The sequence below is a fragment of the Aromatoleum toluvorans genome, assembly GCF_012910905.1.
Lineage (GTDB): Bacteria > Pseudomonadota > Gammaproteobacteria > Burkholderiales > Rhodocyclaceae > Aromatoleum > Aromatoleum toluvorans.
In genome coordinates, this window is sequence record NZ_WTVN01000003.1 from 87,865 (window position 1) to 110,463 (window position 22,599).

The following is a 22,599-nucleotide window of genomic DNA, read 5'->3' on the forward strand; positions in this document are numbered from 1 at the left end:
CTGCAGTCAAGCAGAACGGAAAGCCGGCCGCCATCCGTTCCGCGTGCCGGCAGCCCCTGCATGACGGCGGTCAGCCGAGCCAGCGACGTGCGTTGCGGAACATCCGCATCCACGGCGAATCCTCGCCGAGCGTCGCAGGATGCCAGCTCATCTGGACCGTGCGGGCGGTGCGCTCCGGGTGTGGCATCATGATCGTGAAGCGACCGTCCGCCGTGGTCACGCCGGCGAGGCCGTCGGGCGAGCCGTTCGGGTTGAACGGGTAGCTCGCGGCCGGTTTGCCGTGGTTGTCGACGTAGCGCACGGCGGTGAGCACCTTGCCATGATCCGTGTCCTTCGCGAACACCGCCCTGCCCTCGCCGTGGCTGACGACGATGGGCATGCGGCTGCCCGTCATGCCCGCGAAGAGGATCGACGGGCTCTCGGGGATCTCCGCCATCACGAAGCGCGCCTCGAACTGCTCGCTGCGGTTGCGATGGAAAGTCGGCCAGTGGTCGGCACCGGGAATGATCGCGGCGAGGTTCGCCATCATCTGGCAGCCGTTGCACACGCCCAGCGCGAAGGTCTCGCTGCGGCCGAAGAAGGCTTCGAACTGCTCGCGCAGCGCCGGGTTGAACAGGATCGACTTGGCCCAGCCCTGCCCTGCGCCGAGGACGTCGCCGTACGAGAAACCGCCGCAGGCTGCGAGGCCGTGGAAGTCGGACAGCTGATGACGGCCGGCCTGCAGGTCGGACATATGCACGTCGAACGGCGCAAAGCCCGCACGTTCGAACGCGGCCGCCATCTCGGCCTGCGAGTTCACGCCCTGCTCGCGCAGGATCGCGATCTTCGGCCGCGCACCGGCCGCGATCATCGGGGCGACGATGTCCTCGGCCGGATTGAAGGTCGTGACGACGCTCAGGCCGGGGTTCGAATCGTCGGCCAGCGCTTCGAATTCCTCGCGCGCGCAGTCGGCATCGTCGCGCAGGCGGGCGATGCGATAGCTGGTCTCCGACCAGGTCTGCAGCAGCTCGGCGCGCCGGGCGTTGAACACCAGCTTGGCATTGCGCCACAGGCGGATCTCGTCGCGCTCGTTCGGCTCGCCGAGGAAGTGATAGGTCAGCCCGGCCTCGCGCAGCGGCGCCGTAATGCGGGCGCGGTCGTCGCGGCGGATCTGGATCACCGCGCCCAGCTCCTCGGCGAACAGGCCGCCGAACAGGCGGTCGTTGAGTCGGCCCTTGATCGTGTCGGGCTTCTTGTCGAGGCCATCGACGTCGTTCATGTACTGGTCGTAGCAGACGGTGTCGAGCACGACCGACAGGCCGCACTTCGACGCGAAGGCCATCTCGCACAGCGTCGCGAACAGGCCGCCGTCGCTGCGGTCATGGTAGGCCAGCAGCAGGCCGTCCTGGCGGAATTGCTGGATCAGTTTGAAGAAGGCGGCCAACTGCGCCGCATCGACGTCCGGCGCGTGCTCGCCGACCGAGCCGAACACCTGCGCCAGCGCCGACCCGCCGAGGCGATTGCGGTCGTTGCCGAGGTCGACCAGCATCAGTTCGGTGTCTACGCCCTCGGGGAACTGCAGCTGCGGCGTGAGCGTGCGGCGGATGTCCTCGACCGGCGCAAAGGACGTGACGATGAGCGACAGCGGCGCCACGACCTGGCGGTCCTCGCCTTCATCCTGCCACGCGGTCTTCATCGACAGCGAGTCCTTGCCGACCGGGATCGACAGCCCCGCCGCCTGGCAGAACTGCGACACGGCGCTCACGGTGTCGTAGAGCTTCGCATCCTCGCCGCGATGGCCCGCGGCAGCCATCCAGTTGGCGGACAGCTTCACCTTGCCGAGATTGGCGATGTCTGCCGCAGCGATGTTGGTGATCGCCTCGCCCACCGCCATGCGGCCGGACGCCACGGCGTCGAGGCAGGCGACCGGCGTGCGCTCGCCCATCGCGAAGGCCTCGCCCTTGTAGCCGTGGAAGCTCATCGCGGTGACCGCGACGTCGGCCACCGGCACCTGCCAGGGGCCGATCATCTGGTCGCGCGCGGTCATGCCGCCGACCGAGCGGTCGCCGATCGTGATGAGGAAGTTCTTGGAGGCCACCGTCGGCAGGCGCAGCACGCGCAGGCACGCTTCCTTGAGGTCCACGTCGGTGACGTCGAAGGGCGGCACATGCACGGTGCGGCGCGACACGTTGCGCGTCATCTTCGGCGGCTTGCCGAGCAGGACCTGCATCTCCATGTCGACCGGTTTGTTGTCGAAGTGGCGGTCGCTCACGGTGAGGTGGCCGTCGGCCGTGGCGGTGCCGAGCACGGCAAACGGGCAGCGCTCGCGCTCGCAGATGGCACGGAATTCGGCGAGGCTTTCCGGCGCGATCGCGAGGACGTAACGTTCCTGCGATTCGTTGCTCCAGATCTCGCGCGGGCTCATGCCCGGCTCCTCGATGTGCACCTCGCGGAGCTCGAAATGTGCGCCGAGGCTGGCCGAATCGGCGAGTTCCGGCATCGCGTTCGACAGGCCGCCCGCGCCGACGTCGTGGATCGACAGGATCGGGTTGGCCGCGCCGCGCTGCCAGCACGCGTCGATCACTTCCTGGCAACGGCGCTGGATCTCCGGGTTGCCGCGCTGCACCGACGCGAAGTCGAGGTCCGCGGTGTTCGTGCCGGTCGTCATGCTCGACGCGGCGCCGCCGCCGAGGCCGATCAGCATGCCCGGGCCGCCCAGCTGGATCAGCAGCGTGCCGGGGGCGAACTGGATCTTGAGCGACTGTTGCGCCTGGATGCTGCCGACGCCGCCGGCGATCATGATCGGCTTGTGATAGCCGCGCACCTCGTTCTGCACTTCCTGCTCGAAGGCGCGGAAATAGCCGGCGAGGTTCGGCCGGCCGAACTCGTTGTTGAACGCCGCGCCGCCGATCGGGCCCTCGATCATGATGTCGAGTGCGGATGCGATGCGTTCCGGCTTGCCGTAGGGTTTTTCCCACGGCTGCGTGAATTCGGGAATGTTGAGGTTCGACACCGAAAAACCGGCGAGGCCGGCCTTCGGCTTCGAGCCGCGGCCGGTTGCCCCTTCGTCTCGGATCTCGCCACCCGCGCCGGTCGCTGCGCCGGGGAACGGGGAAATCGCCGTCGGGTGGTTGTGCGTCTCGACCTTCGCGAGGATGTGGGTTTCCTCCTCGCGGAAGCGCCACTGCCCGTCCGGGTCGGCGTAAAAGCGGTCGACGACGGTGCCCTCGATGACCGAGGCGTTGTCCGAGTAGGCGACGACCGTGCCTTCGGGATGGGCCTTGTGGGTCTCGCGGATCATGCCGAACAGGGTCTTGTCCATCGTGCGCGCATCGATGACCCAGTCCGCGTTGAAGATCTTGTGGCGGCAATGCTCCGAGTTGGCCTGCGCGAACATCATCAGTTCGACGTCGGTCGGATTGCGCCGCATGCGCGTGAAGTTGTCGACGAGGTAGTCGATCTCGTCGTCCGACAGTGCGAGGCCCAGTTCGCCGTTTGCGGCAATGAGCGCCTCACGCCCGCCGCTGAGGATATCGACGCTCGTCAGCGGTTTCGGCTCGTAGTGATGGAAGAGCGCTTCGGCGGCATCGACGCTCTGCAGCACCGATTCCGTCATGCGGTCGTGCAACGCCGGCAGGACGGCGGCAAACTGGCGATCGTCCAGACCGCCGCGGACCTCGAGGGAATAGGCAACGCCGCGCTCGATGCGCACGACCTTGTCGAAACCGCACTGGTGCGCGATGTCCGTGGCCTTCGAGGACCACGGAGAGATCGTCCCCAGCCGCGGCACCACGACAAGCAATGTGCCCGCCGGGGCTTGCGGGGTGGTCGGCACGGCACCGAGCAGATCGACCAGGCGCTCCAGTTCCATCCCGGTCAGTGGCGCCTTGATCTCGATGAAATACCAGTGCTCGGCTGCGAGCCCCTTCAGTTTGGGCAGCGCGTCGGCAACGGTACGCGAGAGCCGCTCCAGACGGGATGAAGAGAGCGCCGCAGCGCCGCGCAGCTTGATGATTTCGGCCATTTGAGTCGGTACGAAGGGTAAGGAAGGACGCGAACGAAGTCCGGCGTACGGAAAAACGGGAATTATACCCGAGGGCCGCGCCCGCTCCCGCTGGTAGTTTCCGTGTGCGGCACGGGGCGACGGCGTGCGCCGGCAAAAGCCTCGCGCGTCGTTCAGTTCAGGGAGCGTGTGCCGAGATCAGGTAGAATTGCACGTTTTTGTCCAACGCCGCCTGATGATCCCCGCGTCTTCGTCCCCTTGCTCGCGCGAAAGCCTCTGCCGGATCGGCCTCGCCCCGGCGTCGGGCGGGAGCAACCCCGAGGTGCGCGCGTGAAGCGGTTGCTGGCGATCGCCGCAAGCCTGGCACTGCTCGCGTGGTTCGTGAGCGATGCGCGATGGGTCGGCCTGGTCGACGCGTTCGGGCGCTTGAGCGCTCCCGCGCTGGCTGCCGGTGTCATCGGTTTCGGCGTGAGCTACCTCCTTCGTGCGGGCCGCGTCTACGACGAGTTCCGTCGCGACGCCCAGGGACGGTTTGGCGCCTGTCTGCGCATCGTCCTGATTCACAATGCAATGGTGAACGTCGTGCCCTTCAGGGGCGGTGAGGCGGCGTTCCCGATCCTGCTTGGACGTAATTTCGGCACGCCGCTGGGCCGGGCCGTGGCGTCGCTGTTCTGGTTTCGCCTGCAGGATGCGCTGGTGGTCGCCGTGCTTGCCGCGGCCGTCTGGCCGGGCCTTCCGCTGGCGTTGCGGGTCGCGGGCGTTCTCGCGTTGCTTGCGTTCGCGTGGTACCTGCCGCGCTGGGCACGAGCGCCGCATGCGTGGGCCGAGCGTGGCGGCACCGCCGCGAAACTCGCCAAGCTGCGCGACGCCTTCGCCGAGTCGACGCGACATGCCCGCTTCGGCTGGCTGTGGACGCTCGCAAACTGGTCCGTGAAGCTCGCGACCCAAGCCTGGCTCCTCGCCGCCCTTCTCCCGAGCGCCGCTGCCGTCGGAGCCGCCGGCGCGCTCGGCGCGGAACTCGCCGCGATCCTTCCGGTCCAGGGGGTCGCCGGCTTTGGCACCTATGAAGCGGGCGCTGCAGCGGCCATGCTGCCTCACGGCGTCGTCTTTGCGAGCGCCCTCCAGGCCGCCCTCGCCCTTCACCTTTTCGTTATCGCGTGCGCTGTGGTGTCCGGCGCCCTGGGCTGGCTCATGCCGGCCCCGCCGGCTGCCACACCCGCAGATCGCTCGCCTCTTTCCGGAAGAAACTGATTCGAATGAACAAATCGCCCTTGCCGCCGGCCGAACCGCAGATTCCTGCGGACATGCCCGAACATACCCTTTCCGTCGTCGTGCCGATGTACAACGAAGCGGAAAACGTCGAGCCGCTTCTGGAGCGCGTGCATCTTGCGCTCGGCCCCTACCCGTGGCCGTGGGAGGTCGTGCTCGTCGACGACGGCAGCTCCGACTCGACGCCTGCCGAACTGGCCCGCTGCGCCGGAAAGTACGGTCCGCACGTGCGCATCGTGGAATTGATGCGCAACTTCAAGCAGACCGCCGCGATGCAGGCGGGCCTGGATGCGGCGCGCGGCAGCGTCATCGTCACGATGGACGGCGACCTGCAGAACGATCCGATCGACATCCCGCGCATGGTCAACCGTCTGCTGACCGAAGACCTGGACCTCGTCGCGGGATGGCGCAAGGACCGGCAGGACGGCCTGCTGCTGCGCAAGGTACCGTCGCGTATCGCGAACCGCCTGATCGCGCGCATGACCGGTGTGCACCTCAAGGACTACGGCTGCAGCCTCAAGGTTTTCCGCGCGAGCGCGATCAAGAGCGTCCGCCTTTACGGCGAGATGCACCGCTTCATCCCGGCCTGGCTGGCGACGGTGACGACGCCGCGCCGCATCGCCCAGGAAGTGGTCACGCACCACGCGCGCGTCTTCGGGCAGTCGAAATATGGAATCTCGCGCACTTTCCGCGTGGTCCTCGATCTCGTCTTCGTTTACTTCTTCATGCGCTACCGCACCCGCCCCGGGCACTTCTTCGGCGGCATCGGTATCGGGCTGGGCGCGCTCGGCAGCGTGATCCTCGCCTACCTGCTCGCGCTGAAGGTGTTCCACGGCGACGACATCGGCACACGCCCGTTGCTCTTCGGCGGATTCTTCCTCGTCATTGCAGGCGTCCAGATGGTCACCTCCGGCGTGCTCGCCGAACTGCTGGCGCGTGTGTATTACGAATCGGGATCCTCGCGTGCCTATCTGGCGCGTCCGGCGGGGGCGCTCGACGACTCCGACGGGTGGCACCGGAACGAGGCCCGATGAGCGATTCCGTAGCGCCCCTGCCGCAGCCGCGTTCGTGGCAGGTCATCGCAATCTTCCTGCTCCCGCTGGTGGCGTTCTTCCTGCGGCTCGGCGGCGCGCCCCTTTTCGACGTGGACGAAGGCGCGTTCTCCGAGGCGACGCGGGAGATGTTCGAACGCGGCGATTTCCTGTCGACCTACCTGAACGGCGAACACCGGTTCGACAAGCCGATCCTGGTCTACTGGCTGCAGGCGCTGGGCTATCTCCTGTTCGGCGCGACGGAGTGGGGGTTCCGCCTGCCCTCGGCCGTCGCCGGGGTGCTCTGGAGCTACGCGACCTGGCATTTCGCGCGCGAGCGCTTTGGCTCCAGCACCGCGCTTGCCGCGCTCGCCGTGGCATCGACCGCGCTGGGGCCGTTCGCGATCGGCCGTGCCGCAACCGCTGACGCCCTGCTGAACCTGCTTCTGGCGCTGGCGCTCTTCGACGCGTGGCGCCATCTCGAATCAGGCCGCCGTGCGCCGCTCCTGCGCAGCTTCGTCTGGATCGGCCTCGGCGCGCTTACCAAGGGGCCGATCGCGCTGATCGTGCCGGGAACCGTCAGCCTGCTCTACTGCGCGAGCCGGGGGGAATGGAAACGCTGGGCGCGCGCCGTGTTCGACCCGGCGGGGCTGGTGATCCTCGCCCTGATCGTCGTTCCGTGGTACGCGGCTGCGCTGGCGATTCATGGCCAGCTTTTCATCGACGGCTTCATCCTCAAGCACAACGTGGAGCGCTTCACGGGCACGCTCGAAGGGCATGCCGGCAGCCTCTTCTATTACGTGATCGCGGTGCCGCTGCTGCTCCTGCCGTGGACGGGCCCCCTGCTCGCATCCGTCCGTCAGGTGCGGGGCGATGTGGCGACCGGCGTGCGTCGTTTCCTCTGGATCTGGGCGATCTTCGTCGTCGCGTTCTTCTCGGTCTCCGGCACCAAGCTCCCGCACTACGTGCTGTACGGATCGACGCCGCTGTTCCTCCTGATTGCCGTCCACCGCAACGAATTGCGGCGCACCGCGCTGCACCTGGCCGCGCCGACCCTGTTCCTGGCCGTATTCCCGTTGCTGCCGCTGATCTTCAACGCCCTCTCCGCGAGCGACGCCGGCAGTGCGTACTACCGTGCCCTCCTCCAGCTCGGACTCGCGGCGGCCACGCCCGAGTATTACCTGATCACGATCGGCGGCCTGTTCGTGTGGCTGTGGCTCGCCGCGCGCTGGAATGCCGCGGCGTGGATGAAAGTCGGTGCCGCCGCGGCCATCCAGGTCGTTGTTCTGGCCGGAGTCGTCGTTCCCTGGGCCGGGGCAGTGCTGCAGGGGCCCGTCAAGGAGGCCGGACTGCTGGCCCGCAAGATGGGCGAGCCGGTCGTCGCCTGGCGCTACTACGCGCCGAGCTTCAGTGTCTATCGGCAAGCCGTGACGCCCGGTCGTGCGCCCGAGGCGGGAGAGCTGGCGATCACCCGCGCCGATCGCCTTCCGGCCAGCGGCGTGGACGTCCTCTACCGGAAAGGCGGAGTCGCGCTGGTCCGCAAATCGGCCGAGAGCGAGGCCAACTGAGGCCAACCGCGGCCCACGGCATCGCTGATGGAAATATCGCATGCATGAAACCCGCCCTCCCCTTGACCGTTCGGCTGCCGGGCAGCCCGAGGGCGGGAAGCGTTCGAGCAGGCTGACGCTCTGGATGGTCGTGACAGTGCTGGCGTGTGCGGCGCTATTCACGGTCTTCCCGCAGATCGATCTCGCCGTGTCGGGGGCGTTCTACGACCCCTTGCACGGTTTTTCCGGCGATCACAATCCCTTTGTCCAGTCGCTGTATCGCGGCATTCCGCTCATGTCGAGGGCGACGGTCATCGGCCTCTTCATCGCCCTGTTTGCGTACTCGTTCCAGCGTGGCGCGACCGGCCGCAAGCGGCGCATCCAGGTTGCCTATCTGATTGCCGCGCTGCTCCTGGGGCCGGGGCTGCTGGTCGACGTCGCGCTCAAGGACTACTGGGGCCGCGCGCGCCCCGTCAAGGTTGCCGAATTCGGCGGCACCAAGACCTTCACGCCCGCGATGCGGCCATCGGACCAATGCGACAGCAACTGCTCGTTCGTCAGCGGACACGCCTCGGCCGGTTTCTACCTCGTGAGCCTCGGCTTCCTTGGTGGGGCGGCAGCGCGGCGGCGCTGGACGCTCATCGGTCTGGCGGTCGGGGCGATCTTCGGTATGGGACGAATCGCGCAGGGAGGACATTTCCTGAGCGACGTCGTCTTCAGCTTCTACGTGACGTGGTTCGCCGCATGGGCAGCGTGGGCGCTCTTCCGGCGCCTGCGCTGGCTGCAGGGCGAGACGGAGGCCGGCGCCTAGCGCCCCCCGGCTGCCGCAGCCGGACTCGCCAGTTCGATGACGTTGGCGGCCGGTACCTCGTCGCCGAGCTTTTCAAGCTTGCCATCGACGACCGCACCGCATTCCATCTGCAGCTGCCGATACACGATGTTGCCGGATATCCGCGCGTTCGACTGCAGTTCGAGGAAATGTTCGACTTCGAGGTCGCCGGTGATGACGCCATTGATCACGGCATCGTAGGCGCGCACGCGCCCGTTGATCGACCCCTTCTCGCTCAGCACGAGCAGGCTGCGTTCGCCGTCCTGGTTGATGACGTTCCCCTGGATGCGGCCATCGACCCTGAGTCCGGCAGAGAACAGCACATCGCCGACAATCTCGAGGTTGTCGGCAACCAGGCTGGAAAGCTTGGTCATCTCTATCGTGCGCTTGCGCTTGCGCTTGCGTCCCAGCATTGGTGTTGCTCCCTGATTGCAGTTCTTGTTTTTACGGCCCCGACGCGCCGAATCACTTCGTCGGGCCGCGCGCACCCGCCGCTTTCAGGAATGCGAGCTCGTCGCCTACCTGCTTCAGCTGCTCGTTGAGCGTGGCGACCTGGCGCTCCAGTTCGTTCCGCGTGGCCAGTTCGACTTCGAGTTCGAAGCGAAGCCTGGTTACTTCCTTCTTGAGTTCGACATTCTCGGCGCGCACGTCCGACAGGAACGATGCAGGCGCGAGATGGTTCTCGAAAAAGCGGAATCCGACCACGGCCAGCAGCAGGACCGCAACGAGCATTCCCAGGAAGAATGCCACCCGCCCGAAACCTCGCGTGCTCGGGCTCAGTACGTATTCCTTCCGGGTCAGGTCGTGATTCGGCGAATGCGGCGACTGCTTCATCGGCGGCACTCAGAAGCGCGCCAGGTAATACGCGGGGTCGACGACCAGACCGTCCTTGATGACCTCGAAGTGCAGATGGGAACCGGTCGAGCGCCCGGTCGAGCCGACCTCGGCAATCTTCTGACCCGGGATGACGATCTGGCCGGGCACCACGACCAACCTGGAGGCATGGGCGTAGCGCGTCACGAGACCGCCGCCATGATCGATTTCCACGGTCTTGCCGTATTCGACGCGATGGCCGGCGTAGGTCACGCGCCCGCCGCCGCTCGCAACGATCGTGGTGCCGCGCGGGGCGGGATAATCCACGCCGCTGTGAAACGCGAGGCGGCTGCCGAACGGGTCCACCCGGTTTCCGAAATTCGAGTTCACCTCCACCTCGGCAACAGGCGCGCGGCCGGGGAAGGCCATCTGCGCAAGGCTGAACGAGGTTGCGAGGTTGTCGAGATGGGCGAAGGTTTCGCTCACCCGCTCGATATCGCGCTCCATGCGGGCGAGTTCATCCGAAAGCGAAGCGCTGTCATCACCGCCGGCGTCCAGCGGCGAGTGCGCCAGCATCGCCACCGGGTCGGCGATCCGCGGCGAGAACGCCGTCGTCGGGCTGAGGAGCGGACCGCCCGACGACGCCGGCGGGGTCTTCGGAACGCGCCCGGACTTGCTCTCGGCGTCCGCGCTCTCGTTGAGACGGGCTCCGAAGTCCCGGAGAACGCCGATGCGCGTGGCAAGGCCCTTCGCTTCGGCTTCGAGTTGCACCATGCGACCGGTCAGTTCGCCGAAACGATCGATCAGGAGGCGTGCTTCGGGAGTTTGTGCAGAATCCGAAACGCCGTTCGAAGAGATCGAGGCTGCTCTCTCGGGCGTCTTGAGAAGGTAGCCCAGGGCGAATCCGCCGCCGAGCGCAGTCAGAACGGCAAGGCCCGCGCCAGCCAGAAACGCGCGTGCACTGATCGTACGCACTTTCGACTGGGTGAGCGTTCCGGCGGAAAGAATGACAAAAGCCATCCGCCTCCTCCAAGCTGAGACATTGTCCAGACACCGCGCGTGAAGCTCTGCACGGTGGGCGAAAATGGATCCGGGTCGGGTCCATTTGTACAAGTTCCGAAGGCCGGATCAAGGGCGGCGAATTCTATCACCAAATCAAGACGATGCGTCAAGGTTGGCGCTCCGCGGGGCCGCCCGGATCGCTGCCGGAGCGCGCATGACCGGTAGCCGGATCACACCGGAACCGGCGTCGGCCCCCTCTGTTCCGCAGCCACGCAAGGCACTATCATCGCCCGGAAGGCACAATACGGAACCGTACGTTCCGGGCCGATGAGACGGACACCCGAGGAGACCTGAATGACCGCCGCACACCCTTATCCGAATCTGCTCCAGCCTCTCGAGCTCGGCTTTTGCACCTTGAAGAATCGCGTGCTGATGGGCTCGATGCATACGGGACTCGAAGAGTCCGGCAACGGCTTCCAGAAACTTGCGGCGTTCTATGCGGCACGGGCCAAAGGCGGCGTCGGGTTGATCGTGACCGGCGGAATTTCGCCAAACTCGGAAGGCCTGATCTTTCCCGGTGCCAGCGCCCTGACCAATGACGAGGAAGTCGCGCAGCACCGCCTGATCGCCGACGCGGTGCATGCAGAAGGCGGACGGATCTGCATGCAGATCCTGCACACGGGCCGCTACGCCTATCACCGCGGCTCGGTCGCGCCCTCTGCGCTCAAGGCGCCCATCTCGCCGGTGACGCCGCGGGAAATGACCGAGGAGGACATCGAGCGCACGATCGAGGATTACGCCCGCTGCGCGGCCCTCGCCCGGCGTGCGGGATACGACGGTGTCGAGGTGATGGGTTCCGAGGGCTACCTGATCAACGAATTCACGGTGCTGCAGACCAACCAGCGTACCGACCGCTGGGGCGGCAGCATGGAGAACCGCCATCGCTTCCCGGTCGAGATCGTCCGGCGCGTGCGCGAACGGGTCGGCACCGACTTCATCATCATCTACCGCATCTCGATGCTGGATCTCGTCGATGGCGGCGCCCCGTGGCAGGAAATCGTCGCGCTGGCGAAGGCCATCGAAGCCGCTGGTGCGACGCTCATCAATACCGGCGTGGGCTGGCACGAGGCGCGCATCCCGACGATCGCCACGATGGTGCCGCGCGCGGCGTTCAGCTGGGTCACGCGGCGGATGAAGGGCCAAGTGAGCATTCCGCTGATCACCTCGAACCGGATCAACACCCCGGAGGTCGCCGAGCAGGTACTCGCTCGAGGCGATGCCGACATGGTTTCGATGGCGCGGCCCTTCCTTGCGGATCCGGATTTCGTCGTCAAGGCCGCAACGAGCCGCGGCGACGAAATCAATACCTGCATCGCGTGCAACCAAGCCTGTCTCGACCATATCTTCGAGGCGAAGCCCTGCTCCTGTCTCGTGAATCCGGTCGCCTGCCGCGAGACCGAGCTGCTGATCTCGCCCGCGACTGCGAAGAAGCGTGTCGCAGTGATCGGGGCCGGTCCGGCGGGGATGGCGGCGGCCGCGACGGCGGCGGAGCGCGGCCATGCGGTGACGCTGTTCGATGCGGCCGCGCAGATCGGCGGCCAGTTCAATCTCGCGAAACGGATCCCTGGCAAGGAAGAATTTGCCGAAACATTGCGTTACTTCGACCGGCGCCTCGAAAAGGCCGGCGTCGAGGTGAAGTTGAACCACCGCGTCGGCAGCGACGAACTGGTCGGCCGTTTCGATACCGTACTTCTCGCGACGGGGATCACGCCGCGCACGCCGGATATTCCCGGCATCGACCACCCCAAGGTCGCGAGCTACATCGACGTGATCACCGGGCGCAGGCCGGTCGGCAAGAAGGTCGCGGTGATCGGCGCCGGCGGCATCGGCTTCGACGTCAGCGAACTGCTCACGCATGCCAACCTCGCCGAGGATCCGGTCGAACACTACCGCCGCGAATGGGGAATCGATGCCACCTACGCCGCGCGTGGCGGCCTCTGCCCGCCGATGGAGGAAGTGCGCGAGCGCCAGCTGTGGCTGCTGCAGCGCAAGCCGACGAAGGTCGGCGAGGGGTTGGCGAAGACCACCGGCTGGATCCGGCGCACGCTGCTCGGGCGCCGCGGCGTGAAGATGCTGGCCGGCGTCAGCTACGAGAAGATCGACGACACCGGCCTGCATCTGCGGCTCGGCGACGAGCAGAAGCTTCTGCCGGTCGATACGATCGTCGTGTGTGCCGGCCAGGATCCGCTGCGCGATCTGCACGCCCCGCTGCAGGCGGCCGGCATGGATGTGCGGCTGGTGGGCGGAGCGGACGTCGCGGCGGAACTCGACGCGAAGCGCGCCATCGATCAGGGAACGCGAGTCGCGGCGGCGCTCTGAGTTCGCGAACGGCCGCCGAACCGCAAATTCAGGAAGGCTGGCGCCGCGCGCGGCGCCAGCCGTTCAGAGCTGCAGTTCGGCCCGCTCGACCTTGATCACCAGGACTGCACGCGCCCACGGAAACGATGCCTTGACGCGCTCCAGCGATGCATTGTCCGTCACGATCGATCCGGTTCCATGCAGCAGGCAGCCCTGGCCCGGGCCGTGACTGCCCTCCACCGAACGCGACGCGGCCAGGATCTGGATACGCGGGTTGCTTCTCAGGTTTTCCTCCGTCTTGCGATAGTACCCGGCCGGCAAGACCAGCTTGTCCCCCTCGATCCCGAGACGCCGCAGGTATTCGCCCCAGTTTCCAACCACATGTGCCCCGTCAGGGCCTTCGGTAACGATCGTCACGAACTCCGTCTTCTCGAGAAGATCCCGCACCGCGCCTTCGATCACACCCATTGTTCGCATCTCCTGTCTGTCGTTGCCATGCGCTTCACTGCGCACTCGAGACGGCCTTTGGATTCGGCCACCGTTTCCCGAATTTTGTTTGCTCAAAAATAATAGACCGTGATTAGCATGTCGCAATTGATGCGACTCAAGAGCGTCAACCGGCTTCGTTGCGAACAGGCAAAAAAAACGGCGGCCGAAGCCGCCGTTCCTCAAGCCGTCGCGAGTGCGATTACTTGTTGCCCGCGTGCACCGAGAGCTTGAGCCAGGTGTCGACGACCGTGTCGGGGTTGAGCGAGATCGTCTGGATGCCCTCGTCCATCAGCCACTCGGCGAAATCGGCGTGATCCGACGGCCCCTGGCCGCAGATCCCGACATATTTTCCGAGGCGATTCGCCGAGTTGATCGCCAACGACAGCAGCTGCTTGACGGCCGGGTCGCGCTCGTCAAACGCATGCGCGACGAGGCCCGAATCGCGGTCGAGGCCCAGCGTGAGCTGCGTGAGGTCGTTCGAACCGATCGAGAAGCCGTCGAAGTGCTCGAGGAACTGGTCGGCGAGCAGTGCATTCGACGGGATCTCGCACATCATGATGAGCTTGAGGTCGTTCGTGCCACGCTTGAGGCCGTGTGCAGCGAGAAGGTCGACGACCCCTGCGGCCTCTTCGACGTTACGCACGAAGGGCACCATGATCTGGACGTTGGTGAGCCCCAGTTCGTTGCGCACCTTCTTCATCGCGATGCATTCGAGCTCGAAGCAGTCACGGAAGCTGTGGGCGATGTAGCGCGAGGCGCCGCGGAAGCCCAGCATCGGGTTCTCTTCTTCCGGCTCGTAGATCTCGCCGCCGAGCAGCTTGCGATATTCGTTCGACTTGAAGTCGGACATGCGCACGATGACGGGCTTCGGATAGAAGGCCGCGGCGATCGTGGCGACGCCTTCGACCAGCTTCTCGATGAAGAACTGCTTCGGCGTCGCGTAGCCGCGCGAACGGCGCAGGATCTCGTCGCGCAGGCTGGCGGGCACCTGGTTGAGTTCGAGGATCGCCTTCGGATGGATGCCGATCATGTTGTTGATGACGAACTCGAGACGTGCGAGGCCGACGCCGCCGTTCGGGATCTGCGCGAACTCGAAGGCGAGCTCGGGGTTGCCGACGTTCATCATGATCTTCACCGGAATCTCGGGCAGGTTGCCCATGTCCGTGGTCGTCACTTCGAAGTCGAGCCGGCCGCGATAGACGTAGCCGGTGTCGCCTTCGGCGCAGGACACGGTCACCGAGTCGCCTTCGTTGAGCACGTCGGTCGCGTTGCCGCAGCCCACGATCGCCGGGATGCCCAGCTCGCGCGCGATGATCGCCGCGTGGCAGGTACGGCCGCCGCGGTTCGTCACGATCGCGCTGGCGCGCTTCATCACCGGCTCCCAGTTCGGGTCGGTCATGTCAGTGACGAGGATGTCGCCCGCCTGCACGCGGCTCATCTCGGACGCGTCGGCGACGATGCGCACGGTGCCCGCACCGATCTTCTGGCCGATCGCGCGACCGTGCGTCAGCGCCTTGCCGTACTGCTTGAGGCGATACTTCTCCATCACCAGACCGTCCGTCTGGCTCTTCACCGTCTCGGGGCGCGCCTGCAGGATGTAGAGCTTGCCGTCCTGGCCGTCTTTGCCCCACTCGATGTCCATCGGGCGGCCGTAGTGCTTCTCGATCACCACCGCGTAGCGCGCGAGTTCCAGCACGTCCTCGTTCGTCAGCGAGAACTTCACGCGATCGGCTTCGGGCACGTCGACCGTGCGCACCGACTTGCCGGCTTCCTTCTTGTCGGCGAAGATCATCTTGATCAGCTTGGAGCCGAGGTTGCGGCGGATCACCGCCGGCTTGCCCAGTTCGAGCGTGGGCTTGTGCACGTAGAACTCGTCCGGGTTCACCGCACCCTGCACGACCGTCTCGCCCAGGCCGTACGAAGCGGTGATGAAGACAACCTGGTCGAAGCCCGATTCGGTGTCGATCGTGAACATCACGCCCGAGGCGCCGGTATCCGAGCGCACCATGCGCTGGACGCCGGCCGACAGCGCGACGTCGGCGTGGGCGAAGCCCTTGTGCACGCGGTAGGCGATGGCGCGGTCGTTGTACAGCGACGCGAACACTTCCTTCATCGCATGCAGGATGTTCTCGTAGCCGTGGATGTTCAGGAAGGTTTCCTGCTGGCCGGCGAACGAGGCATCCGGGAGGTCTTCCGCGGTCGCCGACGAGCGCACCGCGAAACTGCCCTCGCCTTCCGCGGTCAGTGCGTTGTACGCTGCGCGAATCTCGTCTTCCAGCTTGGCCGGGAACGGGGTTTCGACGACCCACTGGCGGATCTGTGCGCCGGTCTTCGCCAGCTTTTCGACGTCATCCACATCCAGCGCATCCAGTGCCGCGCGGATCTTCTCAGCGAGCCCCTGGTGGGCGAGGAACTCGCGGAACGCGTGCGCAGTGGTCGCGAAACCGCCAGGAACCCGCACACTCGAGGGCAGCTGGCTGATCATTTCGCCAAGCGAGGCGTTCTTGCCACCGACCTGCTCTACGTCCGACATGCGCAGTTCAGTGAAGGGGATGACATAACGGGACATGAATGGCCTTCCGGTTTTGTTGGGGAGAAAGCAAAATGTAATTTTAACGAAATTTGCTGCTCTGCCGCACGGCAGGTTTTCCCGTATGTAACGATCTTCGGCCACCAATCATGAGCGAGAATCCCTCCCGGACCGTATTTTTCATCTCCGACGGCACCGGCATCACGGCCGAAACACTGGGCCACAGCCTGCTCGCACAGTTCCCGAAGTCGGGGCTGCGTCAGGTCCGCATCCCCTTCGTCGATGATCTCGACAAGGCACTCGATGCGGCGCGCCTGATCCGTGAGGCGCGTGCGATCGACGGCGTTCGTCCGATCGTCTTCAGCACCCTCGTGAATCCGCACCCGGAAAGCGGATTGCGCGATGCCGACGCCCTGTTCGTCGACCTCTTCGAGCAGTTCATCGTGCCGCTCGAGGCCGAACTCGGCCAGCGCTCCACGCACACGGTCGGACGCTTCCACGGCATCGCCGAGAGCCAGGATTACAAGGCGCGCATCGAGGCGATCAACTTCGCGATGTCGCACGACGACGGCGTCTCGTCGGACGGCGAGCTCGCCGACGCCGACGTGATCCTCATCGGTGTGTCGCGCTCGGGCAAGACCCCCACGAGCCTTTACCTCGCGATGCAGTTCGGCGTGAAGGCGGCCAATTACCCCTTGATTCCCGAGGATTTCGAGCGCAACAAGCTGCCGGGCGAGCTGCATCGCCACCGCGGCAAGCTGTTCGGGCTGACCATCTCGCCCGAGCGCCTTGCGCAGATCCGTCAGGAGCGTCGTCCCAACAGCCGCTACGCAGCGATCGACAACTGCCGCTTCGAGATCGAGGCCGCGCAGAAGCTGATGCGCCGCGAGAACATCCAGTGGCTCGACTCGACGACGAAATCGATCGAGGAGATTTCGGCTACCATCCTGCAGGCCGTCAGGCTCAATAGGCCCGCCTACTGAGCTGCACAGGCGCAGCAACTCCCCCAAACAGGAAATTTCATGAAGAGACCCCGTCAAAAACGCCGTGGTGGTTTGGGCCGCGACGCCGAAAACCTGATCTGGCTCGCAACGGGCCTGGCCGAATCCGGCAGCCGCGCGGAGGACCGCTACTGGGACCGCCTCCTGTGCGACAACCTCGATCGCATCCTCGAGGAAGGTGGCGAGGACACGCTGAATTCCGCGCTCGACCATCTCTACGCCGCGGATGCGCGTGCCTATGATGAGCTGGCCGACTACATCGAATCGCGCGCGGAAAGCGCCCCGGGCGTGTCGCCCGATCACGACGTCCTGCTGATTGCGGCCCCGGTGCTCGCCTGGTCGCGTTACCGCATCCCGTCGAACACGATTCCGTCTGCGGTGCTGGCCAACCTGCGCGTGCATCTGCAGGCCCATGTGCTCGCGGACAAGGTAAAACTCGCCCTCTCCGATTTCCTCTTCAGCCCCGACCAGTTGCCGCAGGGCTACTGCGCGACCGCCGCCTTCGCCGTCGCACTGGGGCGTGCCGCGGTTGCAGGGAAGGATCTGCACATCGAAACGGAGGGCATGCCGGAAACCGCCCAGTTCCTGTCCGACACCCGTTACATGCTCGCCGCGGTCGCCGTTCCGAAGGGCGAGGCGCTGTTCGCATGGCAGGAAGCCGAGCGCACGCGCGAGCAGTGCGTCGCGCAATGGCGCATGCAGGGCGGCGCGTGTCTCGCGCCCCTTCTGCCGGGTTGTGCAATGGAAGTGGTGCTGCCGGAAGCCTATTTCGCCGCGAGCCGCCAAGCCGACAAGGACAGCCGGCCGTATGCGATCCGTGCCTCGGTCGCTTTTCTCGGTGCGGAACTCGATACGCCGGCCGCGAACGTGCGGGCGGTCATCGCGCCGTTCTATGAACGCGAGCTCGAAGAGTACCGCGTCGGACTGACGCTGAAAGGCAAGGAAGAGGTGGTGCACGGCGTCGTGTGGCCGCTGCTGGGTGCCGAGGACGAGACGACGGACGCGAACGCCGAGATCGAAGCCGTGCTGCGCGACTGCGGTGTGACGGAAATCGTGAACCTCGAGCACCGTTTTCCGCTCGAATACTGCGACGACTGCGGCGCCCCGCTCTACCCGTCCCCCGAGGGCGAGATCGTGCATGCCGAAATGCCCGACGAGCACGGAGAACAGGCTCCTCGCCATCTCCACTGACAGTGGCGCGCGCGGCCCGGACGGAGGGCAAAATCATGAGTCGCAAGATCGAAAAGACCGAAGCCGAGTGGCACGCGCAACTGACGCCCACGCAATACCAGGTCGCCCGCCAGAAAGGCACCGAGCGTGCCTTTACCGGCGAGTACTGGAACTTCTGGGAGAACGGCGAATACCGCTGCGTGTGCTGCGGCGCGCCGCTGTTCGACTCGGAACACAAGTTCGACGCCGGCTGCGGCTGGCCGAGCTTCTGGACTGCAGCCACGCCCGAAAACGTGGAGGAGGCCGCGGACCACAGCCACTACATGCATCGCACCGAGGTGCTGTGCCATCAGTGCGGGGCGCATCTGGGGCATGTCTTCGAAGACGGTCCCGCGCCAACGGGGCTGCGCTACTGCATCAACTCCGCGTCGATCCACTTCGACCCGCGGCGCCCGGCCGACGAGGCCGGCTGACGCCGCCTGATCGGTCGCGACCGCCTCAGGGCGCGTGGTCGTCGAGCGCGCCGAGCGCCGACGAGGCGAAGTCGCGCCGGTAGAGCACCACCACGACGATCGTCGTCAACGCCAGGAACAGCCATGGCTGGATGAACCAGGTGACTGCGGCGAGGCCGAAGTAGTACGCGCGGATGCCGCGATTGAACTCGTCGCCGGCCAGCGAGTTCACCAGCGCGACCCGCTGCACCATGCGTTCGCTGACGTCGCTCGATGGTCCGGTCGGGCTCGCTCCCATCAGGATCGAGAGCATGTTGAACTGGCGTAGCGACCACGTGAACTTGAAGTACGCGACCACGAAGACCGCGAGCAGCAGGAGCAGCTTCATCTCGGCCAGTTCGCGCGAGGTCACGCGCGCAAAGGGCAGGTCCGCGGCAAAACGTATCGCCTGGTCCAGCGCGCCGAACACGGCGAGCAGGCCGGCGATGATGTAGATCGTCGTGTTCGCGTAGAACGACACGCTCTGCATCAGGTTTCCGACCAGGGCCGCGTCGCTGACGCGGATCTCGCGTGCGAGCATCTCGCGCGCCCAGTCGAGCCGATAGCGGTGGCTCACGACCATCAATCCGCGCCGCGACCATCGGCTGTTTTCCGAGAACCAGCCGTAGCCGGCCCATGCGGCGAGAAACCAGCCCAGCGCCACCCAGTCGAGTGTCGATATGCCGCTCATCGGATCCCTTTCCCCGGTGCCGGCGAACTCATCGTCCGGCCAGGAAGTCGCGCACCAGTCCGATCTGCGCACGGTCCATCAGCACGGGGGCGTGACCGACGCCCGGAATCTCCTCGAGCCGCGCGCGCGGGCCGGTTTCGCCCATCTGGCGGAAGATCTCCGGCGCGAGCAGGTCGGACTCGGCGCCCCGAATGACCATCGTGGGGCACCGGATCGCCTTGAAGATATCCCACAGATCGACATCGACGGCCACCGGCGCTTCCCGGAACACGTCCCCGAGCCCCGGGTCATACACCATCGCGAAGCCCCCTTCCACGGGGCGGACCGAATAGCGGGTCAGGTGCAGCCACTGCTCGTCGGTGAGCGGCCCGAAAGGAGCACTGACCACCCGGATCCAGGCTTCGGCTTCCGCCATGCTGGAAAATTTCGGCGCATTGCCGACATACTCCCCGATGCGCTTCAGCGAAACCGCCGTGATCACCGGGCCGACGTCGTTGAGCACGAGCCGCGAAATGGGCGTGTGGGGCTTGCTTGCGATCAGCATGCCGATGATCCCGCCCATGGAGGTGCCGACCCAATGTACCGTCTCGGCATCGAGGCGTGCCAGCAGCGTGACCATGTCGGCGACGTACACGGGAAACCCGTAATCCGACTTCACGCCCAGCCAGTCGCTGCGGCCGCGCCCGACCACGTCCGGGCAAACGACCCGGTAGTCGTCGGCGAGCGCCTGCGCGAGAAAGTCGAAATCGCGCCCGTTGCGCGTCAGCCCGTGGGCGCACACGAGCACTTTCCGGCTCGCCGGATTGCCCCATTCGGTGTAGGCCATGCGGTGGAAGCCGTGCGGGCCGATGCATTGCACGGACTTCTCGCGGACACCATGCCACGGGCGCTCGATTGCGACGTCGGCAGTCGGGGAAGAATACGGTTCCGGTGGCAACAGACGACGCAGGGAGTCGAGCAGGCTCATGGCATGTAGGTCTGGCAGGCAGCGGATTGGCGAAGTGTAACAGGACGACGGGCTAGTGCCCGTACCAGTAGCGCGGCGCAAGCTCGCGCTGGCCCGCGATCGCGACATCGCGCGCGCCAACTTCCACCAGGACCGCACCCTGCCCGTCCGTGCGCCAGTTCGTCGCGCCGCCGTCGGTCCAGCGCTGCAGGACGGACGGATGCGGGTGATGGAACTGGTTGAGATACCCCGCCGAGTGAATGGCTGCACGCGGCGAAACGGCCGCGACGAAGGCATCGCTCGACGACGATTTGCTGCCGTGGTGGGGAACAACGACCACGGTGCTGGCGAGCGCTGGGCCTTCGCTGCCGACCAGTTGCTGTTCCGTGGCGCGCTCGATGTCGCCCGCGAGCAGCACCGAGCCGCCCGGCGCCGCGATGCGCAGTACGCAGGAGGCGTCGTTGTCCGAGATCTTGCCCAGCACCTCGGCGCGCGGATGCAGGACACGGAACTCGACGCCGTCCCACACCCACGCCTCGCCGGCCGTGCAAGGTCGCACGGGCGGCTTGCCCTTCCCGTCCGCCTCGCCTTCCGGTACGAAATTGGCGGCGATGTCGCCCACGTTGGTGCCCCCGAGCACGGACGACATGCCCCCCGAATGGTCGAGGTCGTTGTGCGAGACGACCAGCCGGTCGATGTGACCGATGCCTGCCGCCTGCAGGTAGGGGACGACGACCCGTGCCCCCGCGTCGCCGCCCTGCCGGTAGGCCGGGCCGGTGTCGTAGACCAGTTCATGCCGGGCAGTCTGCACGTGGACGGCGGTGCCCTGCCCGACGTCGAGCACCGTCATCCGGAACGTCCCCGGAGCCGGACGTTCGGGCACCCACGCGAGCATCGGCAGGACCATCAGTACCCCTGCGGAGCGGGCCGGCGTGCCTCGCGGCAACATCAGCCACACGACGCCCGCGATTGCGGCGCCGGCGAGTATCGCCGGTGGGGCCGCCTGCGACCACATCGCGAAGGGCAAGGCTGCAAGCCACTCCAGGAACACCATGAGGAGGCCGAAAAGCCCGTGCGCCAGATCGAGCAGTCCGGTCAGGGGCAGGACGATGGCGAGCAGCGTCAGCGGCGTGATCACGAAGCTCACGAGCGGAATCGCCAGCGCATTGGCCAACGGCGATACCAGCGAGAAGCCGTTGAACAACACGATCAGCGCCGGAATGGTCGCGAGCGTGATGCCGAGCTGGCTCGCCACCGCGGCGCGCCAGCCTTTGGCGGCAGCCACCCGCCCGCCGAGCAGGAACATCAGGATCGCGACCGCGCCGAAGGACAGCCAGAAACCGGCCGCCAGGACCGCCCATGGATCGAACGCCAGCACGCACAACAGCGCAAGGCAAAGGACCTGGCTCCCCGACGGCTGACGCCCGCCGAGCAGTGCAAGCGCGACCACGGCGAGCATGATCAGCGAGCGCTGCGTCGGGATTCCCATGCCCGCCAGGATCGCATAGGCGGCCGCCGCGACCAGCCCGGCTGCGGCAGCGGCCTTCATCGCGGGAAGACGCAGCATGCGCCGGGACGACCGCCGCCACGCCTTGCCGACCAGCCAGGCCACGAGGATCCCGACCATCGAGACATGCAGGCCGGAGATGCTGATGAGATGGCTGATCCCGGTGTTGCGGAACACCGTCCACTGCTCGTCGGGAATCGCACGCTGATCGCCTACCGCCAGTGCGATCAGGACCCCTGCGTACTCTTTGCCCGGCAGGGCGGCCGAGAAGCGGTCACGGATCGCGTCGCGAAGGCGATGGACGAGAATCATGGGCTGGGAAACGAAGCGGTCCAGCAGCGCGGGCGGCGGCCCGCTGCGGACGTTCCCGGTTGCGCGCACTCCGCGCTCCAGCAAGGCGGCTTCGTAATCGTAGCCGTTCGGATTCACCAGCCCGTGCGGTCTCTTGAGTCGCACGGTGAAGCGCCAGCGCTCGCCCGGGCGTACGACGGGCGCCGTCGCCGATTCCGCGCCACGCTCCTTGGCATACCACGACAACAGGATGCGTTGCGGCACGGGGCCTGCCGCCTTCTCCACCTGAAACACGAATCGGACGCCCTGCTCGGAGGGTTCGGGCAACTCCGCAACGAGGCCGGTGACTTCGACGTCACGCCCCTCCCACGCCGGCGGAAGCTCGTCCGCGATCCGCCACGCCGCACGCCATCCCGACCATGCAAACCCGACCCCGAACGCCACCAGCAACACAAGGGCACGAAACAGGTTTTCGCGCAGCACGCCCGACTTGTACCATTGCAACGCTGCGGCACCGCCGATGGTCAAACCGGTCGTAATCAGGATCAGCGCCGTGCCGGAGAGTAATCGAGGCTGATACTGGGCGATCCAGATACCGGCGGCGAACGAAATAATTGCCATTTGCATAGACAGGATCATGCACATGGCACGC

17 protein-coding genes are annotated in these 22,599 nt (G+C 66.2%); 8 read left to right on the forward strand and 9 right to left on the reverse strand.

Annotated features, from left to right (window positions below):
• Window positions 1-70 precede the first annotated feature (70 nt).
• Entirely contained in the window at window positions 71-4,003 is a 3,933-nt protein-coding gene (gene purL, locus GPA22_RS03425; RefSeq protein ID WP_169254700.1) for a phosphoribosylformylglycinamidine synthase, read from the reverse strand.
• Between the two features lie 309 nt (window positions 4,004-4,312).
• Here purL and GPA22_RS03430 point away from each other — a divergent pair, with 309 nt between their 5' ends.
• From GPA22_RS03430 to GPA22_RS03445, 4 genes are read left to right on the forward strand one after another with little or no spacing between them, the layout of a single operon-like run.
• On the forward strand, window positions 4,313-5,233 hold the full coding sequence (locus GPA22_RS03430; RefSeq protein ID WP_169254701.1) for a lysylphosphatidylglycerol synthase domain-containing protein: 921 nt from the start codon (window positions 4,313-4,315) through the stop codon (window positions 5,231-5,233).
• Window positions 5,234-5,238: 5 nt separating this feature from the next.
• Window positions 5,239-6,285, forward strand: coding sequence for a glycosyltransferase family 2 protein (locus GPA22_RS03435; RefSeq protein WP_169254702.1), 1,047 nt, complete (start codon window positions 5,239-5,241; stop codon window positions 6,283-6,285).
• Window positions 6,282-7,850 carry an ArnT family glycosyltransferase gene (locus tag GPA22_RS03440; RefSeq protein ID WP_169254703.1) on the forward strand — a complete coding sequence of 523 codons (1,569 nt, stop codon included), beginning with the start codon at window positions 6,282-6,284 and terminating at the stop codon, window positions 7,848-7,850. The genes GPA22_RS03435 and GPA22_RS03440 overlap by 4 nt, the downstream gene beginning before the upstream one ends.
• Before the next feature lie 40 nt (window positions 7,851-7,890).
• Window positions 7,891-8,640 carry a phosphatase PAP2 family protein gene (locus GPA22_RS03445; protein WP_169254704.1) on the forward strand — a complete coding sequence of 250 codons (750 nt, stop codon included), beginning with the start codon at window positions 7,891-7,893 and terminating at the stop codon, window positions 8,638-8,640.
• On the opposite strand, the gene GPA22_RS03450 is transcribed toward GPA22_RS03445, so the two are convergent.
• The 3 genes from GPA22_RS03450 to GPA22_RS03460 are packed head-to-tail and all read right to left on the reverse strand — an operon-like array spanning window position 8,637 to window position 10,491.
• Complete coding sequence (locus tag GPA22_RS03450) at window positions 8,637-9,071, reverse strand: bactofilin family protein (RefSeq protein WP_169254705.1); 435 nt, start codon at window positions 9,069-9,071, stop codon at window positions 8,637-8,639. The genes GPA22_RS03445 and GPA22_RS03450 overlap by 4 nt on opposite strands.
• A gap of 52 nt (window positions 9,072-9,123) precedes the next feature.
• On the reverse strand, window positions 9,124-9,492 hold the full coding sequence (locus tag GPA22_RS03455) for a hypothetical protein (RefSeq protein ID WP_169254706.1): 369 nt from the start codon (window positions 9,490-9,492) through the stop codon (window positions 9,124-9,126).
• Window positions 9,493-9,501: 9 nt separating this feature from the next.
• A complete protein-coding gene (locus GPA22_RS03460) occupies window positions 9,502-10,491 on the reverse strand; it encodes a M23 family metallopeptidase (protein ID WP_169254707.1) in 990 nt (329 codons plus the stop codon).
• Between the two features lie 336 nt (window positions 10,492-10,827).
• Here GPA22_RS03460 and GPA22_RS03465 point away from each other — a divergent pair, with 336 nt between their 5' ends.
• Window positions 10,828-12,852 (forward strand): NADPH-dependent 2,4-dienoyl-CoA reductase, encoded by a 2,025-nt coding sequence (locus tag GPA22_RS03465; RefSeq protein ID WP_169254708.1) that lies wholly within the window; start codon window positions 10,828-10,830, stop codon window positions 12,850-12,852.
• Window positions 12,853-12,915: 63 nt separating this feature from the next.
• Here GPA22_RS03465 and GPA22_RS03470 read toward each other — a convergent pair whose 3' ends face one another.
• Together GPA22_RS03470 and ppsA are read right to left on the reverse strand one after the other, a co-directional pair.
• Window positions 12,916-13,299: a pyridoxamine 5'-phosphate oxidase family protein gene (locus tag GPA22_RS03470; RefSeq protein ID WP_169254709.1), complete on the reverse strand. Its 384-nt coding sequence runs from the start codon at window positions 13,297-13,299 to the stop codon at window positions 12,916-12,918.
• Between the two features lie 220 nt (window positions 13,300-13,519).
• Complete coding sequence (gene ppsA / locus GPA22_RS03475; protein WP_169254710.1) at window positions 13,520-15,889, reverse strand: phosphoenolpyruvate synthase; 2,370 nt, start codon at window positions 15,887-15,889, stop codon at window positions 13,520-13,522.
• A 110-nt stretch (window positions 15,890-15,999) separates the two neighbouring features.
• Here ppsA and ppsR point away from each other — a divergent pair, with 110 nt between their 5' ends.
• Genes ppsR through msrB form a run of 3 tightly spaced genes read left to right on the forward strand, consistent with a single transcriptional unit; the run spans window position 16,000 to window position 18,494 of the window.
• Window positions 16,000-16,833, forward strand: a complete 834-nt coding sequence (gene ppsR, locus GPA22_RS03480) for a posphoenolpyruvate synthetase regulatory kinase/phosphorylase PpsR (RefSeq protein ID WP_169254711.1) — start codon at window positions 16,000-16,002, stop codon at window positions 16,831-16,833.
• Between the two features lie 39 nt (window positions 16,834-16,872).
• Window positions 16,873-18,042 carry a DUF2863 family protein gene (locus GPA22_RS03485; RefSeq protein WP_169254712.1) on the forward strand — a complete coding sequence of 390 codons (1,170 nt, stop codon included), beginning with the start codon at window positions 16,873-16,875 and terminating at the stop codon, window positions 18,040-18,042.
• A 35-nt stretch (window positions 18,043-18,077) separates the two neighbouring features.
• Window positions 18,078-18,494, forward strand: a complete 417-nt coding sequence (gene msrB, locus GPA22_RS03490; protein ID WP_169254713.1) for a peptide-methionine (R)-S-oxide reductase MsrB — start codon at window positions 18,078-18,080, stop codon at window positions 18,492-18,494.
• Between the two features lie 25 nt (window positions 18,495-18,519).
• On the opposite strand, the gene GPA22_RS03495 is transcribed toward msrB, so the two are convergent.
• From GPA22_RS03495 to GPA22_RS03505, 3 genes are read right to left on the reverse strand one after another with little or no spacing between them, the layout of a single operon-like run.
• Entirely contained in the window at window positions 18,520-19,203 is a 684-nt protein-coding gene (locus GPA22_RS03495; protein WP_169254714.1) for a DUF599 domain-containing protein, read from the reverse strand.
• 28 nt (window positions 19,204-19,231) lie between these two features.
• Window positions 19,232-20,170 (reverse strand): alpha/beta fold hydrolase, encoded by a 939-nt coding sequence (locus GPA22_RS03500; protein WP_169254715.1) that lies wholly within the window; start codon window positions 20,168-20,170, stop codon window positions 19,232-19,234.
• 52 nt (window positions 20,171-20,222) lie between these two features.
• The gene (locus GPA22_RS03505) at window positions 20,223-22,592 is read right to left on the reverse strand and encodes a DNA internalization-related competence protein ComEC/Rec2 (RefSeq protein ID WP_246264035.1); all 2,370 of its coding nucleotides are present in this window, start codon (window positions 22,590-22,592) and stop codon (window positions 20,223-20,225) included.
• Between the last annotated feature and the right edge of the window lie 7 nt (window positions 22,593-22,599).

Excerpts from the sequence above, each read along its gene's own strand:
- purL (WP_169254700.1), bottom strand. The coding sequence starts at position 4,003 with ATGGCCGAAATCATCAAGCTGCGCGGCGCTGCGGCGCTCTCTTCATCC.
- GPA22_RS03435 (WP_169254702.1), top strand. The coding sequence starts at position 5,239 with ATGAACAAATCGCCCTTGCCGCCGGCCGAACCGCAGATTCCTGCGGAC.
- GPA22_RS03440 (WP_169254703.1), top strand. The coding sequence starts at position 6,282 with ATGAGCGATTCCGTAGCGCCCCTGCCGCAGCCGCGTTCGTGGCAGGTC.
- GPA22_RS03445 (WP_169254704.1), top strand. The coding sequence starts at position 7,891 with ATGCATGAAACCCGCCCTCCCCTTGACCGTTCGGCTGCCGGGCAGCCC.
- GPA22_RS03450 (WP_169254705.1), bottom strand. The coding sequence starts at position 9,071 with ATGCTGGGACGCAAGCGCAAGCGCAAGCGCACGATAGAGATGACCAAG.
- GPA22_RS03455 (WP_169254706.1), bottom strand. The coding sequence starts at position 9,492 with ATGAAGCAGTCGCCGCATTCGCCGAATCACGACCTGACCCGGAAGGAA.
- GPA22_RS03460 (WP_169254707.1), bottom strand. The coding sequence starts at position 10,491 with ATGGCTTTTGTCATTCTTTCCGCCGGAACGCTCACCCAGTCGAAAGTG.
- GPA22_RS03465 (WP_169254708.1), top strand. The coding sequence starts at position 10,828 with ATGACCGCCGCACACCCTTATCCGAATCTGCTCCAGCCTCTCGAGCTC.
- GPA22_RS03470 (WP_169254709.1), bottom strand. The coding sequence starts at position 13,299 with ATGGGTGTGATCGAAGGCGCGGTGCGGGATCTTCTCGAGAAGACGGAG.
- ppsA (WP_169254710.1), bottom strand. The coding sequence starts at position 15,889 with ATGTCCCGTTATGTCATCCCCTTCACTGAACTGCGCATGTCGGACGTA.
- ppsR (WP_169254711.1), top strand. The coding sequence starts at position 16,000 with ATGAGCGAGAATCCCTCCCGGACCGTATTTTTCATCTCCGACGGCACC.
- GPA22_RS03485 (WP_169254712.1), top strand. The coding sequence starts at position 16,873 with ATGAAGAGACCCCGTCAAAAACGCCGTGGTGGTTTGGGCCGCGACGCC.
- msrB (WP_169254713.1), top strand. The coding sequence starts at position 18,078 with ATGAGTCGCAAGATCGAAAAGACCGAAGCCGAGTGGCACGCGCAACTG.
- GPA22_RS03495 (WP_169254714.1), bottom strand. The coding sequence starts at position 19,203 with ATGAGCGGCATATCGACACTCGACTGGGTGGCGCTGGGCTGGTTTCTC.
- GPA22_RS03500 (WP_169254715.1), bottom strand. The coding sequence starts at position 20,170 with ATGAGCCTGCTCGACTCCCTGCGTCGTCTGTTGCCACCGGAACCGTAT.
- GPA22_RS03505 (WP_246264035.1), bottom strand. The coding sequence starts at position 22,592 with ATGTGCATGATCCTGTCTATGCAAATGGCAATTATTTCGTTCGCCGCC.